The 14582-nt window shown below is 68.1% G+C and carries 12 protein-coding genes and 1 riboswitch; of the genes, 6 read left to right on the top strand and 6 right to left on the bottom strand.

Translation table 11 applies throughout. The annotated features are described in order from the left end of the window. Window positions 1-181: 181 nt before the first annotated feature. Window positions 182-1186 carry an Ldh family oxidoreductase gene (locus tag SD196_RS03900; protein ID WP_343575258.1) on the bottom strand — a complete coding sequence of 335 codons (1005 nt, stop codon included), beginning with the start codon at window positions 1184-1186 and terminating at the stop codon, window positions 182-184. Between the two features lie 254 nt (window positions 1187-1440). On the opposite strand from SD196_RS03900, the gene dxs reads away from it, so the two are divergent. Further along, window positions 1441-3345 carry a 1-deoxy-D-xylulose-5-phosphate synthase gene (gene dxs, locus SD196_RS03895; RefSeq protein WP_416311078.1) on the top strand — a complete coding sequence of 635 codons (1905 nt, stop codon included), beginning with the start codon at window positions 1441-1443 and terminating at the stop codon, window positions 3343-3345. 28 nt (window positions 3346-3373) lie between these two features. Beyond that, window positions 3374-3574, top strand: a riboswitch (cobalamin riboswitch). 87 nt (window positions 3575-3661) lie between these two features. Next, window positions 3662-5533 carry a TonB-dependent receptor domain-containing protein gene (locus tag SD196_RS03890; RefSeq protein ID WP_416311077.1) on the top strand — a complete coding sequence of 624 codons (1872 nt, stop codon included), beginning with the start codon at window positions 3662-3664 and terminating at the stop codon, window positions 5531-5533. Window positions 5534-5708: 175 nt separating this feature from the next. On the opposite strand, the gene SD196_RS03885 is transcribed toward SD196_RS03890, so the two are convergent. The 4 genes from SD196_RS03885 to SD196_RS03870 are packed head-to-tail and all read right to left on the bottom strand — an operon-like array spanning window position 5709 to window position 9364. Beyond that, entirely contained in the window at window positions 5709-6320 is a 612-nt protein-coding gene (locus SD196_RS03885; RefSeq protein WP_343575266.1) for an HAD family hydrolase, read from the bottom strand. Beyond that, window positions 6317-7186, bottom strand: coding sequence for an acyl-CoA thioesterase II (gene tesB / locus SD196_RS03880; protein WP_275610116.1), 870 nt, complete (start codon window positions 7184-7186; stop codon window positions 6317-6319). Before tesB ends, SD196_RS03885 begins: the two co-directional genes overlap by 4 nt. Window positions 7187-7199: 13 nt before the next feature. After that, complete coding sequence (locus tag SD196_RS03875) at window positions 7200-8816, bottom strand: nitroreductase family protein (RefSeq protein ID WP_416311076.1); 1617 nt, start codon at window positions 8814-8816, stop codon at window positions 7200-7202. Then, the gene (locus SD196_RS03870) at window positions 8813-9364 is read right to left on the bottom strand and encodes a GNAT family N-acetyltransferase (protein WP_416311075.1); all 552 of its coding nucleotides are present in this window, start codon (window positions 9362-9364) and stop codon (window positions 8813-8815) included. Before SD196_RS03870 ends, SD196_RS03875 begins: the two co-directional genes overlap by 4 nt. 211 nt (window positions 9365-9575) lie before the next feature. Between SD196_RS03870 and SD196_RS03865 the strand changes: the two genes are divergently transcribed. Together SD196_RS03865 and SD196_RS03860 are read left to right on the top strand one after the other, a co-directional pair. Then, a complete protein-coding gene (locus SD196_RS03865) occupies window positions 9576-10781 on the top strand; it encodes an MFS transporter (protein WP_370600666.1) in 1206 nt (401 codons plus the stop codon). 87 nt (window positions 10782-10868) lie between these two features. Beyond that, a complete protein-coding gene (locus tag SD196_RS03860; protein WP_416311074.1) occupies window positions 10869-11792 on the top strand; it encodes a histone deacetylase in 924 nt (307 codons plus the stop codon). On the opposite strand, the gene SD196_RS03855 is transcribed toward SD196_RS03860, so the two are convergent. After that, complete coding sequence (locus SD196_RS03855; RefSeq protein ID WP_343575281.1) at window positions 11777-12277, bottom strand: hypothetical protein; 501 nt, start codon at window positions 12275-12277, stop codon at window positions 11777-11779. The two genes, SD196_RS03860 and SD196_RS03855, sit on opposite strands and share 16 nt — an antisense overlap. A 409-nt stretch (window positions 12278-12686) precedes the next feature. Between SD196_RS03855 and SD196_RS03850 the strand changes: the two genes are divergently transcribed. Both SD196_RS03850 and SD196_RS03845 read left to right on the top strand, forming a co-directional pair. Continuing rightward, a complete protein-coding gene (locus SD196_RS03850; RefSeq protein WP_416311712.1) occupies window positions 12687-13862 on the top strand; it encodes a TIGR03862 family flavoprotein in 1176 nt (391 codons plus the stop codon). Window positions 13863-13921: 59 nt separating this feature from the next. Then, complete coding sequence (locus SD196_RS03845; RefSeq protein WP_331318421.1) at window positions 13922-14527, top strand: GNAT family N-acetyltransferase; 606 nt, start codon at window positions 13922-13924, stop codon at window positions 14525-14527. Window positions 14528-14582 lie beyond the last annotated feature (55 nt).

Raw genomic sequence — 14582 nt, 5'->3', positions numbered from 1 at the left:
GAGGGAGTGAATGTCGGCCAGTCCCGCACCGACGATCAGCCCCGGCCTGGCGCCGGGGCTTTTTTATGCGCGGGTGGAGAACCAAGGGGCTTTTCGTAGGAGCGAGCTTGCTCGCGAACCAACCACCGCTGCGGGCCCAGGTTCGCGAGCAAGCTCGCTCCTACAGAGAATGTACCCCGCGTTACTCCAGCAGCCCACGCAGATCGGCATACAACGAATCGCTGATCTCCACGCCCTCGGCCAGGCTGCGCTCACGCGCGGCGAAGCGGCGTTGCGAGGGCAGGCGCGCGCCCATGTCGACGATGGATTCGAACAGCGTCTCCGCCCGCGCCAGGTGCTGCGCGGCATCGGCGCCAAGGAAGCGCGTGGGGTCGATGGCGATCAGCAGTTCGCCGTGATAAGGCGACGACTTCGTCCCGGCATCGAAGACCGAGGACTCGGCACTGGTCAGGTCGCCAATCAAGGGCCCGGCGATCAGCTCGACCATGGTCGCCAGTGCCGAGCCCTTGTGCCCACCGAAGGTCAGCATGGCGCCCTCGAGCACGGCGCCAGGGTCGGTGCTGGGGTTGCCGTCGGCATCGATGCCCCAGCCCAGCGGAATCGCCTTGCCCTCGCGCTCGTGCAGCTGGATTTCCCCACGCGCCACGACCGTGGTGGCGAAATCGAAGACGTAGGGGTTCTGCCCGGCCCGCGGCCAGCCGAACGCGATGGGATTGGTGCCGAACAACGGCCGCGTTCCACCCGCCGGTGCCACGTAGGCCTGGGCCGGCGTGACCGCAAGCGCCACCAGGCCGTGGGCGGTGATCCGCTCGATCTCCACCCAGAGCGCCGAGAAGTGCACGCAATGATTGATCGCCAATGCGGCGATGCCCTGGCTGCGCGTCTTCTCCACCAGCTTCGGCAAGCCAAGATCGAAAGCGCACTGCGAGAAGCCGCCCTTGGCATCGACGCGCACCAGCGCCGGCGCGGGCTCCGACAGCTCCGGCACGGCATCGAGCGACACCTTGCCGGCGCGCGCCGTATGGATGCAACCCAGCAACCGCCAGACGCCATGGGACGTACAGCCATCGCGCTCACCGGCCAGCACGGTGTCGGTCACTGCCTGCACGTGGGGTTCGCTGAAACCGTGGTGGCGCAGGATCGCCACCGACAGCTCGCGCAATTCTTCCAGGCTCAATCGGGTCACGCCGTCCTCCTCAATCCTTACCCGTCGTCTGCGTCCGATGCGGCAATCCGCCGCCGGACCGTTCCGGCCTACAGTGGCCGCTCCGGCCTCCCACCGCTTGCGCACAATCGGCTAGCCCGACGACGATTTCGGCACAGCCCGCGACTGCGATCCGACCATCCGGTCAGCCGATGGATTGGCCCCACGTTGCTTGGGCCAATCCCAAGCATCAGGTAAACTCCCGCATCTTTTGCCTTCTCATAACGATCAGCCTGATGCCCACGACGTTCCACGAGATTCCCCGCGAGCGCCCCGCCACGCCCCTGCTCGACCGCGCCAGCACGCCGGTCGAACTGCGCCGGCTGGGCGAAGCGGAGCTGCTGACCCTCGCTGACGAACTGCGCCAGTACCTGCTGTACAGCGTTGGCCAGACCGGCGGCCATTTCGGCGCCGGGCTCGGCGTGATCGAGCTGACGGTCGCCCTGCACTACGTCTTCGACACCCCGGACGACCGCCTGGTGTGGGACGTCGGCCACCAGGCCTACCCGCACAAGATCCTCACCGGCCGCCGCGAGCGCATGGGCAGCCTGCGCCAGAAGGACGGCCTGGCCGCCTTCCCGCGCCGCTCGGAGAGCGAGTACGACACCTTCGGCGTCGGCCACTCCAGCACCTCCATCAGCGCCGCACTGGGCATGGCCATCGCCGCGCGCATGCAGGGCTCGGGCCGCAAGTCGGTGGCGGTGATCGGCGACGGCGCGCTGACCGCCGGCATGGCCTTCGAGGCGCTGAACCACGCGTCGGACGTGAAGGCCAACATGCTGGTGATCCTCAACGACAACGACATGTCGATCTCCAAGAATGTCGGCGGCCTGTCCAACTACCTGGCCAAGATCATCTCCAGCCGCACCTATTCGAGCATGCGCGAGGGCAGCAAGAAGATCCTCTCGCGCCTGCCGGGCGCCTGGGAGATCGCGCGCAAGGTCGAGGAACATGCCAAGGGCATGCTGGTCCCCGGCACCCTGTTCGAGGAGCTGGGCTGGAACTACGTCGGCCCCATCGACGGCCACGACCTGCCGACCCTGATCGCCACCCTGCGCAACATGCGCGACCTGGACGGCCCGCAGTTCCTCCACGTGGTGACCAAGAAGGGCAAGGGCTTCGGCCCGGCCGAGATCGACCCCATCGGCTACCACGCCATTACCAAGCTGGAGCCGATCAAGGCCCCGGCGGAGCCGAAGAAGCCATCCGGTCCCAAGTACTCCAGCGTGTTCGGCCAGTGGCTGTGCGACATGGCCGCCCAGGACCCGCGCCTGGTCGGCATCACCCCGGCGATGAAGGAAGGCTCGGACCTGGTGGCCTTCGCGGATAAATTCCCGGACCGCTACTTCGACGTCGCCATCGCCGAGCAGCACGCCGTGACCCTGGCGGCCGGCATGGCCTGCGACGGCGCCAAGCCCGTGGTGGCGATCTACTCCACCTTCCTGCAGCGCGGCTACGACCAGCTGATCCACGACGTCGCGGTGCAGAACCTCGACGTGCTGTTCGCCATCGACCGCGCCGGTCTTGTGGGCGAAGACGGCCCGACCCATGCCGGCAGCTTCGACCTTTCCTACCTGCGCTGCATCCCCGGCATGCTGGTGATGACCCCCAGCGACGAGAACGAACTGCGCAAGCTGCTCACCACCGGCCATCACTTCGAAGGCCCGGCGGCGGTGCGCTACCCGCGCGGCACCGGCCCCAACGCCCTCATCGAGGCGGCGCTGGAACCGGTCGAGATCGGCAAGGGCGTGGTGCGCCGCGAAGGCAAGGCCGGCAAGGTCGCCTTCCTGGTGTTCGGCGTGCAACTGGCCGAGGCGCTGAAAGTCGCCGAGCAGTTCGACGCCACCGTCGCCGACATGCGCTTCGTCAAGCCGCTGGACGAGGAACTGGTACGCCAGCTGGCCGCCAGCCACGACCTGCTGGTGACCCTCGAGGAAAACGCCGTGATGGGTGGCGCCGGTGCCGCCGTCAGCGAATTCCTCGCCCGCGAGAACATCCTGCAGCCGATCCTGCACCTGGGCCTGCCGGACTACTACGTCGAGCACGCCAAGCCCGCACAGATGCTCGCCGAGTGCGGTCTTGACGCTGCCGGCATCGAACGCTCGGTGAGCGCTCGCCTGGAGGCGCTCGGCAACCGCTGAGCGCATGCCTCTCCCGGAGTATTGCCAGTGACGGGCGCACCCACTAAGGTGCGCCCGTTTTCGTTCGAGGTAACGGGAAGCAGGTGAAAGACCTGCGCTGCCCCCGCAACGGTAACCGACCGCAGGCCCCGGCCTGCAGCGCTGCGAACCGCCACTGTGCATCCGCATGGGAAGGCCGCAGACGTGAGTGTCGGCAGCCCGGAGACCGCCCTCGTACGCCCCGACAGGTGTTGCGGAGGGCCGCACCGTCAAGTGCGGCCCGCCGCCCTTGCCACGCCCTCCTCGAAAGTCATCCGACCGCTTTTGAGGACGATCCATGAAACTGACCCGACTCGCCCTGGCCACCGGCCTGCTGCCCGGCCTGGCCTTCGCCGAAACCACCGTTCCGACCGGCGACGTCTACGCCATGCCCGCCCTGGTGATCACCTCGGGCCGCCACGTCCAGCCGCGCGCCCAGGCCACCGCCGCCAACAGCGTATTCACCCGCAAGGACATCGAACGCCTGCAGGTACGCAGCGTGCCCGAACTGCTCAAGCGCGTGCCCGGTGTGCAGATGGGCAGCTCCGGCGGGGTGGTCTCCTACTCCGTTCGCGGCACCAGCACCGCGCAGACGCTGGTCCTGGTCGACGGCCAGCGCGTTGCCTCGGCCAGCACCGGCATCGCCCGCCTGGACTACCTGAGCATCGACAACATCGAACGCGTGGAAGTGACCCGCGGTCCGCGCTCGTCGCTGTACGGCGCCGACGCCATCGGCGGGGTGATCCAGATCTTCACTCGCCGTGGCGAGGCCGGGCTGCACCCGGAAGTGCGCCTGGCGGCCGGCAGCCACGGCACCTTCGAACGCAGCGTGAATCTCTCCGGCGGCGACGAGCGCACCACCTTCAACCTGGGCGGCAGCCTAGACGAGAGCGATGGCTGGGACCGCACCAGCGACAACGTCGGCGCCGACAGCGACGACGACGCCCAGCGCAACAAGGCCGTGCACCTGAACCTCGACCACCGCTTCAACGAGGACTGGAAGGCCGGCCTGAACCTCAACGACCAGCGCGGCAAGAACGAATACGACGACGCCTACAACTTCGAGCCGGGCCTGCCGCGCGACGAATTCCGCGTCAGCAGCTACAGCGGCTACCTCGAAGGACAGCTCACTGACATCTGGAACAGCCGCCTGGAACTGGGCCGCAGCTTCGACCGCAACAAGGCCGTGGGCGCCGCCGACAGCTGGAACAACGGCACCCTGGAAACCACCCGCCACTCGGCCGGCTGGATCAACCGCCTGCAACTGGACGCCGCCAACCAGCTCGCCCTGGGTGCCGACTGGTACGAAGACCGGGTCGAAGGCAGCACCGAGTTCGCCCAGGACCAGCGCGAGAACCACGCCTTCTTCGCCCAGCACAGCTTCAAGGGCGAACATTTCGGCACCGAACTGGGCCTGCGCCACGACGACAACCAGGTCTACGGCACCCAGAACAGCTGGAACGCCGCCTTCAGCCTGCCGGTGGGCGACAACCAGAGCTGGATCGCCAGCTACGGCGAAGGCTTCCGCGCGCCGACCTTCAGCGACCTCTACTACCCCGGCGCCGGTAACCCCAACCTCAAGCCCGAGACCTCGAAGACCTACGAGCTGCAATGGCGCGGCGATTTTTCCGGCACCCATCTGGAGGCCTCGCTGTACCGCACCGACGTCGACGACCTGATCGCCTGGGACAGCACCAGCAACCAGCCAGAGAACATCGCCAAGGCGCGCATCAATGGCTTCGAGGCCAGCGTCGCCCGCGAGGTGCTGGGCTGGCAGGCGAACCTCGGCCTGAGCCTGATAGACCCACGCGACCGCGACACCGGCCACACCCTGCCCACGCGCGCGCGCCGCACCCTGAGCCTGGACCTCGACCGCCAGTTCGGCGCCTACGGCGTCGGCGGCTCCTGGCGCGCGGTCAGCCAGCGTTATGACGACGCCGCCAATACCCGCGAACTCGCCGGCTACGGCGTGCTCGACCTGCGCACCAGCTGGCTGGCCAGCGATGAGATTCGCTTCGACCTGAAGCTGGATAACGCCCTGGACCGCAACTACGCCCTGGGCGACTACCTGCGCCCGACCAGCCCGATGGACTTCATGGGCGAAGCCCGCCCCTACCGCGAACCGGGCCGCACCGCGCTGCTGGCGGTGACCTGGACGCCGGAGTTGTAAGGGCCTGCCCCGACCGTAGGGCGTACAACCGTTCGCGGTTGTACGCCGTCGGCGCCAAAGCCCGGGCAAGGAGCAGTTCGTAGGGCGAATAACGCCTCTGGCGTTATCCGCCGTTGTGGGATTTGGGTGTTTCTGCGCCAAAGCACTGAATATCCCTGTTCACCCGTCTGAGGGCCTAGCCCAACACCCCCGCCATCCGCCCCAACTCCGCGCAATCACGCGCATGCCAGTCGGTCAGCTCCGGCCAGGGATTTTCCGGCAGATGATCCGGCAGGTTCACCAGCGCACTGCACGCACCAGCCGCGCGGGCGCAGTCGAGATCGAAGCGATAGTCGCCGACCATCAGCATCCGCTGCGGCGCCACATCCCAACGCGACGCCAAACGCAGCAAGCCGTCCGGGCTGGGCTTCGGATCAGCCTCGCCACGGCCGAGAACATCCTCGGCGGCGAAGCAATCGCCAATGCCGATGGCCTCCAGAGTGATCAGCGCCAGCTCATGGGCATTGCGGGTCAGGATACCCAGGCGATAGCCCGCGCCATGCAGCGCCCGTACCAGCGCCACCGCACCGGGCGCTGCGGTGGAGGCCACCGCCAGCTCGCGCTCGTGCTCCAGCAGCCAGGCATGCTTGGCCGCCGCCTCGTCCTCTGGCAGTGCCGCGAGATGGGAGAGGATGTCGTGCTCCTGGGGAATGCCCAGGGTCCGCTTGATCGCCGGGAAGTCGTGCACCGCCAGGGTCAGGGTACCGTCCATGTCGAACACCCAGTGGCGTATCTCGTCGAGTCTCACGACCAATCCTCGCGGTGGCGGATCAGGCCTTCCTGGGTCGCCGAAGCGACCAATTGGCCGTCACGGTTGAACACGCTGCCGCGAACGAAGCCACGGCCATTGCCGGCCCAGGGACTGTCGATGGCGTAGAGCAGCCACTCGTCCGCGCGCAGGTCGCGGTGGAACCACACGGAATGGTCGATGGTGGCGACCTGCATGTCCTTCTGCCACACCGAGCGGCCATGGGGCAGCAGCGAGGTGGTGAGGAAACCGAAGTCCGAGGCGTAGGCGAGGATGTACTTGTGCAGCGCCGGCACGTCCGGCAGCTTGCCGTCGGCACGCAGCCAGAGGTACTTGATCGGCTCGCCGACCACCGGGTCATAAGGGTCGTTCTGAGTGACCGGGCGGATTTCGATGGGCTTGGGGTACAGCAGCTTGTCGCGGATGCGCTCGGGGAACTGCTGGGCGCTGCGCTGCTTGAGCTCGAGGTCGGTCGGCAGGTTCTCCGGGCCGACCACGTCGGGCATGGTGATCTGGTGTTCGAAGCCCCCTTCGTCAGTCTGGAACGAGGTGCTCAGGGCAAAGATCGGCTGGCCCTTCTGGATCGCGGTGACGCGGCGGGTGCTGAAGGTGCCGCCGTCGCGCACGCGGTCGACCTGGTAGACGACCGGCTTGCTGGCATCGCCCGGACGCAGGAAGTAACCGTGCATCGAGTGTACGTGGCGCTCGGGATCGACGGTCTGGCTGGCCGCCGACAGCGCCTGGCCGAGCACCTGCCCGCCGTAGAGCTGGCGGAACCCGAGGTCCTGGCTCATGCCGCGGAACAGGTTCTCTTCGATCTGTTCCAGGCTCAGCAGAGCCACCAGGTTGTCCAGGATCTGGGTCATGCGCGTTGTTTCCTCAATTGCGGTCTTGCTGAAGTGGGAGGCGGCGTGGCGCGCTGTAGGCGGGAAGGCTGGTGAGGCGTTCATCCCAGACCGCGCGGCCGATAGTGAAATGATAGAGGCTGACCGGGCAGTCCGGACCACCACCGAGCAATTCGTCCAGCGCCGGATCGAAATAGCAGCCGATGCCGGTGCCCGACAGGCCCGCCGCCTCGGCTTCCAGGTAGAGCAGCTGGCCGACCTGCCCGGCCTCCCAGTACAGGCGCGGATAGGTCCAGGCGCCCTCGGCCAGCGCGGCGTCGAGATCAACGAGCATGGCGAAGGCGACGCAGCCGTCGCCAGCGATGTCCTGCCCGCAGGACAGGAAGGCCGACAGCCCGCGCGCATCGCCGGACAGCAGGCGGTACAGCGGCGCACCGCTCTCCGTCACCGGCTGCCACAGGTAATCCTCACGCAACCCGCCTGGCTCGCGACCACTGCGGCCCAGCCAGTACAGCCCTGGTTCCAGGCCCTGGACGCGGTGGACGAAGATCAGCAGGTCGATGCGCGCCGGCTCGCCCGTGCAGGCGAACGGTACGGGCGAGCGCTCCGGCAGCAGGCGGCGCAGCCAGGCATACAGCAGCTCGGCGTGAATGCCGCTACGCCCATCCATGGACTGCGCGCTGCGCCGGCGATGCAGGATCGGGCGTAGCGGCAGGCCGGGATTATCCACAGCCGGATCGGCGTTCGCGGCGCGCCATTCACGCGCCGGCAACATCGGCGCGCGACACAGGTGGTGCACGCGCTCCAGCTCCGGCCAGTGCCGATAGTCCCGCGACAGGCGATTCGGCACGCCGGCCAGCGGCAGTGCGGCGAGCCCCTTGAGCAGGGTCTCCGGCAATGGGAACTCGGCCGCCTGCGCCGGACCGATCCACAGCAGCGCGTCGGCGCATTCGCGTTCGCTGAAGCCTTCGCGGTCCAGGCCGATCAGCGCATCCAGCCGCGACTCGGCCGCGCCTCGCAGCAGGCGAACCTCCCAGCCCTGGATCGCCGCGGCGATGCTCAGGCAGGCCAGCGCGTGGCCAAGGTCGTGATGGCAGTAGCGGTAGGCGCGCTCGCCGTACTTCCAGGCCTCGCGCCAGGGAATGCTGGCCAGCGCCAGCAGGAAGCCGCCGGCGGGCAGCGCGGCGTCCAGTTGCTCGGCCAGGGTCGCGGGCAGCTCGGCGCGCACCTCCAGCACATGCTCGTCGGCGCTGTAGTGCGCCAGCAGCGCGGCGTTATCCACAGCCCCGGAAGGCAACAGCAGATAGGCTTCGGTCGGGTGCAGGTTGCCGCTGGACGGGTTGACCCGCAGCGCCCAGCGACTGCCACCGGCCTCTTTCCAGGCGGAGATCGCCAGGCTGTCGTAGAGCAGTTGCGAGACGGCCTGGAGACTCAGCGGCGCCGGCTGGCCGATGGGCCCGGCGAACACCTCGTCGTAGCCGGGCGATTCCTCCTGCGGCCGGTGCAGCAACTCGATGAGGCGGGCACCGGCATAGCGGCGAAACGGCGCCGGCTGGGTCGCCCAGTCGAGCTGGCCTGGGCCGGGGGCGAAGCGCTCCGGACGGTGCCGGCTCAGTTCGTGGTAGACGCGCACGCCGTCTTCAGGAGTCATGCCGCATCTTCCCGGCGGATTCGGTACAGCACGTGCTGACGCAACGCGTGGCCTTCCGGCAGGCGCGGATGTTCGAAATCACCGGCCTCATCGCGCTGCATGCCCAGGCGCTGCATCAGCCCTTGGGACGGCAGGTTGGCCGGCACGGTGAAGGCCACCACTTCATCCAGCCCCAGTCGCTCGAAGGCGAACGCCAGCGCCGCGCGGGCCGCTTCCAGCGCGTACCCCTGACGCCAATAGGCGGCATTGAAGCGCCAGCCGATTTCCACCGCCGGGGTGAAGGGTGCGTCGAAGGACACCCGCGCCAACCCGAGCACGCCGATGAAGGCGCCGTCCTCGCGGCGCTCGACGATCCATTGGCCGAAGCCGTGCTCGTCGAAGTGCAGCAGGATGCGCGCGGCCAGCAGGTCGCTGTCCTCACGGCTCAGGCAGGCGGGGAAGTGCCGCATCACCTCGACGTCGGCGTTCAGCGCGGCGAAAGCCGGCAGGTCGGCGGCGCGCCAGGGTCGCAGTAGCAGGCGCTCGGTGGTCAGGCTGGGAATATCCATCGACGGGCCTTCGGTTTTAATCGGGAGCCCCATGATACCCGCAGACGTGTCTGGCGGACGCAGTCCGTCCGGCCAGCGCAATCGATTCAGCACATCCTCGCCCGCATCTGGTATTTTTATCGCACCCTCGCTGTCGGTCACTGCCTTGACCGTGCCCTGAGCAGACAGCCGCGCCGCCACGGCGCACCTCGAAAAAGACCAAGGAAACCCCATGACCACCTCCACCACCGGACTGCAACGCAGTACGGCCCTGGTGCTTTTCGCCCTTGCCGTCGGCGGCTTCGCCATCGGCACCACCGAATTCGCCACCATGAGCCTGCTGCCCTACTTCGCCCCGGCCCTGGGCATCGATGCCCCGACCGCCGGCCACGTGATCAGCGCCTACGCCCTGGGCGTGGTCGTCGGCGCGCCGCTGCTGGCGGTGCTCGGCGCGCGCCTGCCGCGGCGCACCCTGCTGGTGCTGCTGATGGCGCTGTTCGCCCTCGGCAACGGCCTCAGCGCCCTGGCGCCGACCTACCACTGGATGCTGCTGTTCCGCTTCATCAGCGGCCTGCCCCACGGCGCGTACTTCGGCATCGCCGCGCTGGTCGCCGCCTCCGTGGTGCCGGCGCACCGGCGCACCGTGGCGGTCGGGCGGATGTTCCTCGGCCTCACCGTCGCCACCATCATCGGCGTGCCGCTGGCCAACTGGCTGAGCCAGGCCGTGGGCTGGCGCTGGAGCTTCGCCCTGGTCGCCGCCCTGGGCGTCGCCACCATGATCTGCGTGCGCCTGTTCGCCCCGTACTCGCCGGCCGAGCCGGACTCCAGCCCACTGCGCGAGCTGGGCGCGCTCAAGCGCGGGCAGGTCTGGCTGACCCTGGGCATCGGCGCCATCGGCTTTGGCGGGCTATTCGCGGTGTATACCTACCTGGCCGACATCCTCGGCGCCGTCACCCACGTCTCGCCGAGTGTCGTGCCGCTGGTGATGGCGGTGTTCGGCGTCGGCATGACCCTGGGCAACCTGTTCATCCCGGTGCTCGCCGACCGCGCCGTGATGCCCACCGCCGGCGGCCTGCTGGTGTGGAGCGCGGTGGTGCTGGCGATCTTCCCGTTCACCGCCGGCAACATCTGGACCATCGCCATCTGCGTGTTCTTCGTCGGCTTCGGCGGCGCCCTGGGCACCGTGCTGCAGACACGCCTGATGGACGTCGCCGAAGACGCCCAGGGCCTGGCAGCGGCGCTGAATCACTCGGCATTCAACTTCGCCAATGCTCTCGGCCCGTATCTGGGCGGCCTGGCCCTGGCGGCCGGCTACGGCTGGACCTCGCCGGGCTGGGTCGGCAGCCTGCTGGCCATCGGCGGCTTCGTGCTGTGGTCGGTCGCGGTGGCCACCAGTCGCAACGAGCGCCGCGGCGCGGCACTGTCCAGCGAAGGTTGAACGCAAAAGGGCCGGCGCACTGCCGGCCCTTTCGTCTGCGCGCTCCGCCGACGTAACCTGTGGTGTCTCTTCCGATCTGCCGACACCATGCCACTGCCCCTGGTCTACCACGACGACTACAGTCCGCCGTTCCCGGACAACCACCGCTTCCCCATGGAGAAGTTCCGCTTGCTGCGCGACCATCTGGTGGACAGCGGGCTGGTCGGCGATGCCGAACTGCTGCGCCCGGAACTCTGCCCGGTGGACATCCTCGCCCTGGCCCACGACCGCGCCTACATCGAGCGCTACTGCAGCGGCGAGATGAGTCGTGAGGAACTGCGCCGCCTCGGCCTGCCCTGGACCGAAGCCTTGGCCCGTCGCACCGTACGCGCGGTCGGCGGCTCGGTGCTGAGCGCGGAGCTGGCCTTGCAGCACGGCCTGGCCTGCCACCTGGCCGGCGGCACGCATCACGCGCACTACGACCATGCCTCGGGCTTCTGCATCTTCAACGACCTGGCAGTGATCAGCCTGTACCTGCTGGAAAGCGGCAAGGCCAACCGCGTGCTGATCTTCGACTGCGACGTGCACCAGGGCGACGGCACCGCGCGCATTCTGGAGAACTTGCCGGATGCGGTGACGGTGTCACTGCATTGCGAGAAGAACTTCCCCGCGCGCAAGGCGCAGAGCGACTGGGACATTCCCCTGCCGCTGCACCTGGGCGACGCCCAGTACCTGAAGGTGGTCGAGGAGGCGCTGGACTACCTGCTGCCGCTGTACCAGCCGGACATCGTGCTCTACGACGCCGGCGTGGACGTGCACAAGGACGACGCCCTGGGCTACCTGCAACTCACCGATGCCGGGCTGGCCGCGCGTGACGAGCATGTCATCCGCCGCTGTCTTTCCAGCGACATCCCGGTGGTCGGCGTGATCGGCGGCGGCTACGACAAGGACCGCCAGGCCCTGGCGCGGCGCCATGGCATCCTGCACCACAGCGCCAGCCGGGTGGCGAGGGAGTTTCAGCTCACGCGGTAGCGCGAGTTGTTGGTGCACATGCGCGAAGGCAGGCGTTGCTGCTCCCAGCGCGTCAGCTCCTGCTCGGAAAACCCCAGCAGGACCGCCGCACGCTGCCGGGCATCCGCGCCAAAGACCTTCTCGCAGACGCCCAGCACCTGTTCCGGCACATGGTGCTTGAGCAGCTCCTGAGCCCGCAGCGGGCCGGAGTAATCCAGATAACGCGGCAGGAAGCGGCTCCAGTTGGTGAACACATAGAGGTTGTGCAACGCCACCTGCAGCGAGATACGTTCGAGCAGCTTCTGCTCGAACTTCAGCTTCGATGGCCGGATGTTCTTTTCCAGGCGCACCAGCATGTGCGCCACGGCTTCGTTCAACAGGCCGCGAATCTCATCGCTGGGCAGCCGTCGAATGACGATATCGACGCCATTGACGCGCACTCGGGTATCGTTGCCTTCACTCCACAGGTGAGCTTCATGGGAACGGAGATAATCACGCACTTTCATCGACAGACAGGACCGTTTTTGCAACAGGCCGGCATGCTGATGGATTCACAAAAGCGCCAGAACTAGGCGCCCTCCCGATCCCTTGTAGGAATTCTCGTAATCACCTCCAACTGAGAACCACGGAACGGCAGAGCGATCCGCTTCCGTGGATGATCCGCCCCCCTCCGCACGCCCGCGGTTGTCCACGGCAACTGTGGAGCAGCCTGTGGATAAGCTGCGGGAAAGCGCGTGCAGCGCCGATGCGCCCGGCGTTCCGCGGCACTGGCTGGAAAATGTTCAGCCGCCGGACGAGGCCGCTGCGCTAGAATTGCGCCCCGATCGCACCTTCCCGCCTGGCCACCGCATGACCCACACCCCAGCCCCCGCTCCCCGCACCGCTGCCATCATCGGCGGAGGCCCCGCCGGCCTCATGGCCGCCGAAATCCTGGCCGGCGCCGGCGTGAAGGTCGAGCTGTTCGATGCCATGCCGTCGGTCGGGCGCAAGTTCCTGCTGGCCGGCGTGGGCGGCATGAACATCACCCATTCGGAGGCGCGCGAGCCTTTCCTCTCGCGCTACGGGAAACGCGCGCAAATTCTCGCGCCGCTGATCGATGCCTTCGACAACCAGGCGCTGTGCGCGTGGATTCACGGCCTGGGCATCGACACCTTCGTCGGCACCTCGGGCCGCGTCTTCCCCACCGACATGAAAGCCGCGCCGCTGCTGCGCGCCTGGCTCAAGCGCCTGCGCGACGCCGGCGTGGTTATCCACACCCGCCACCGCTGGCTGGGCTGGGCTGCCGAGGGCGCCCTGCTGGTCGACAGCCCGGAAGGTCAGCGAAGTGTCAGCGCCGACGTCGTCGTGCTCGCCCTGGGCGGCGGCAGCTGGCAGCGCCTGGGCTCTGACGGCGCCTGGGTACCACTGCTGGTCGAGCGCGCTGTGGATATCTCGCCGCTGCGTCCAGCCAACTGCGGTTTCGAGGTAGAGGGCTGGAGCGAGTTCTTCCGCGACAAGTTCGCCGGCGCGCCGGTCAAACCGGTAGCCATGTCCATCGCCGGCAGCGAACCCCGCCAGGGCGAATTCGTGGTCACCGCCGGCGGCGTCGAAGGCAGCCTGGTCTATGCACTGTCCGCCGCGATCCGCGAGCGCATCGAACAGCACGGCCGCGCCACGGTGCATCTCGATCTGCTGCCCAACCGCAACCAGGAGCAGGTGGCGAAGGCCGTAGCGCAGCCGCGCGGCTCCAAGTCCATGGCCAACCACCTGCGTGGCCGCCTCGGTCTGGACGGCGTGCGCGCCGGGCTGCTGCGGGAGTTGTCCACAGCCGCCGACTACGCCGACCCGCAACGCCTGGCCACACTGATCAAGGCCCTGCCGCTGACCGTGGTTCGCACCCGTCCGCTGGACGAGGCCATCAGCAGCGCCGGTGGGGTGACCTTCGAGGCACTGGACGAAAACCTGATGCTCAAGGCACTGCCGGGCGTGTTCTGTGCCGGCGAGATGCTCGACTGGGAAGCGCCCACCGGCGGCTACCTGCTCACTGCCTGCTTCGCCAGTGGCCGCGCCGCCGGGCTCGGCGCCCTGCGCTGGTTGCAGCGGGAAAACTGAGCACGGCACAACTGGAACTATGGTGCTAGATTGCAGACTCCCACCCAGGAGTCGCCTGCATGCCACTGACCTTCCGCCGTGCCTGCCCTGCCGACGTCGACGCCGCCATCCCACTGATCTACAGCTCCGGCCCCGACGCCTTCGACTACGCCTTCGCTCGCCCCGGTCGCAACAGCGCTCAGGACTTCCTGCGCTACGCCTTTCTCCAGGGCGGTGGCCAGTTCGGCTGGCGCCAGCACTGGGTCGGTGAGCGGGACGGTGAGGTGGTGGCGGCGGGAACGGTGTTCGGCGGCGAAGTGAACCTGGGCTACATGCTCGCGGCGACCCGGCAGATCCTCGGCTACTTCGGGCTCGCCTCGCCGCGGGTGATAGTCCGCGGCCTGCAACTGGAACGGATCATCTGCCCGCCGCCCCGGCGCACGCTGTACCTGGCGCACCTGGGCGTCACCCCGGACCTACGCGGCGAAGGGCTGGGCAGCCAGTTGATCGACCATTTCCTGCAGCAAGGCCGCCACCTCGGCCTGCCGATGGCGGCGCTGGATGTCTCGGTGGCCAATCCCAGGGCCCAGGCACTCTACGAGCGCCTCGGCTTCAACGTGCAGGTCGAGCGTACCTCGACGCTGCCCGGCGTCTCCAGCCACCGCTACATGCAGCGGCCGCTGTGAGCCCTGCCTGGGCATAGTGCCTGGAAGGCTCTTCGTAGGATCGAGGGGACGCCTA

Source organism: Pseudomonas macauensis (assembly GCF_047902425.1).
Classification (GTDB): domain Bacteria; phylum Pseudomonadota; class Gammaproteobacteria; order Pseudomonadales; family Pseudomonadaceae; genus Pseudomonas.
This window is presented reverse-complemented; position numbering and strand designations above follow the sequence as displayed.

Bases quoted from the DNA above. Each gene is read 5' to 3' on its own strand.
- SD196_RS03865 (WP_370600666.1), top strand. From the start codon at position 9,576: ATGACCACCTCCACCACCGGACTGCAACGCAGTACGGCCCTGGTGCTT.
- SD196_RS03855 (WP_343575281.1), bottom strand. From the start codon at position 12,277: ATGAAAGTGCGTGATTATCTCCGTTCCCATGAAGCTCACCTGTGGAGT.
- SD196_RS03845 (WP_331318421.1), top strand. From the start codon at position 13,922: ATGCCACTGACCTTCCGCCGTGCCTGCCCTGCCGACGTCGACGCCGCC.
- SD196_RS03850 (WP_416311712.1), top strand. From the start codon at position 12,687: ATGGCCGCCGAAATCCTGGCCGGCGCCGGCGTGAAGGTCGAGCTGTTC.
- tesB (WP_275610116.1), bottom strand. From the start codon at position 7,186: ATGACCCAGATCCTGGACAACCTGGTGGCTCTGCTGAGCCTGGAACAG.
- SD196_RS03870 (WP_416311075.1), bottom strand. From the start codon at position 9,364: ATGGATATTCCCAGCCTGACCACCGAGCGCCTGCTACTGCGACCCTGG.
- SD196_RS03875 (WP_416311076.1), bottom strand. From the start codon at position 8,816: ATGACTCCTGAAGACGGCGTGCGCGTCTACCACGAACTGAGCCGGCAC.
- SD196_RS03860 (WP_416311074.1), top strand. From the start codon at position 10,869: ATGCCACTGCCCCTGGTCTACCACGACGACTACAGTCCGCCGTTCCCG.
- dxs (WP_416311078.1), top strand. From the start codon at position 1,441: ATGCCCACGACGTTCCACGAGATTCCCCGCGAGCGCCCCGCCACGCCC.
- SD196_RS03890 (WP_416311077.1), top strand. From the start codon at position 3,662: ATGAAACTGACCCGACTCGCCCTGGCCACCGGCCTGCTGCCCGGCCTG.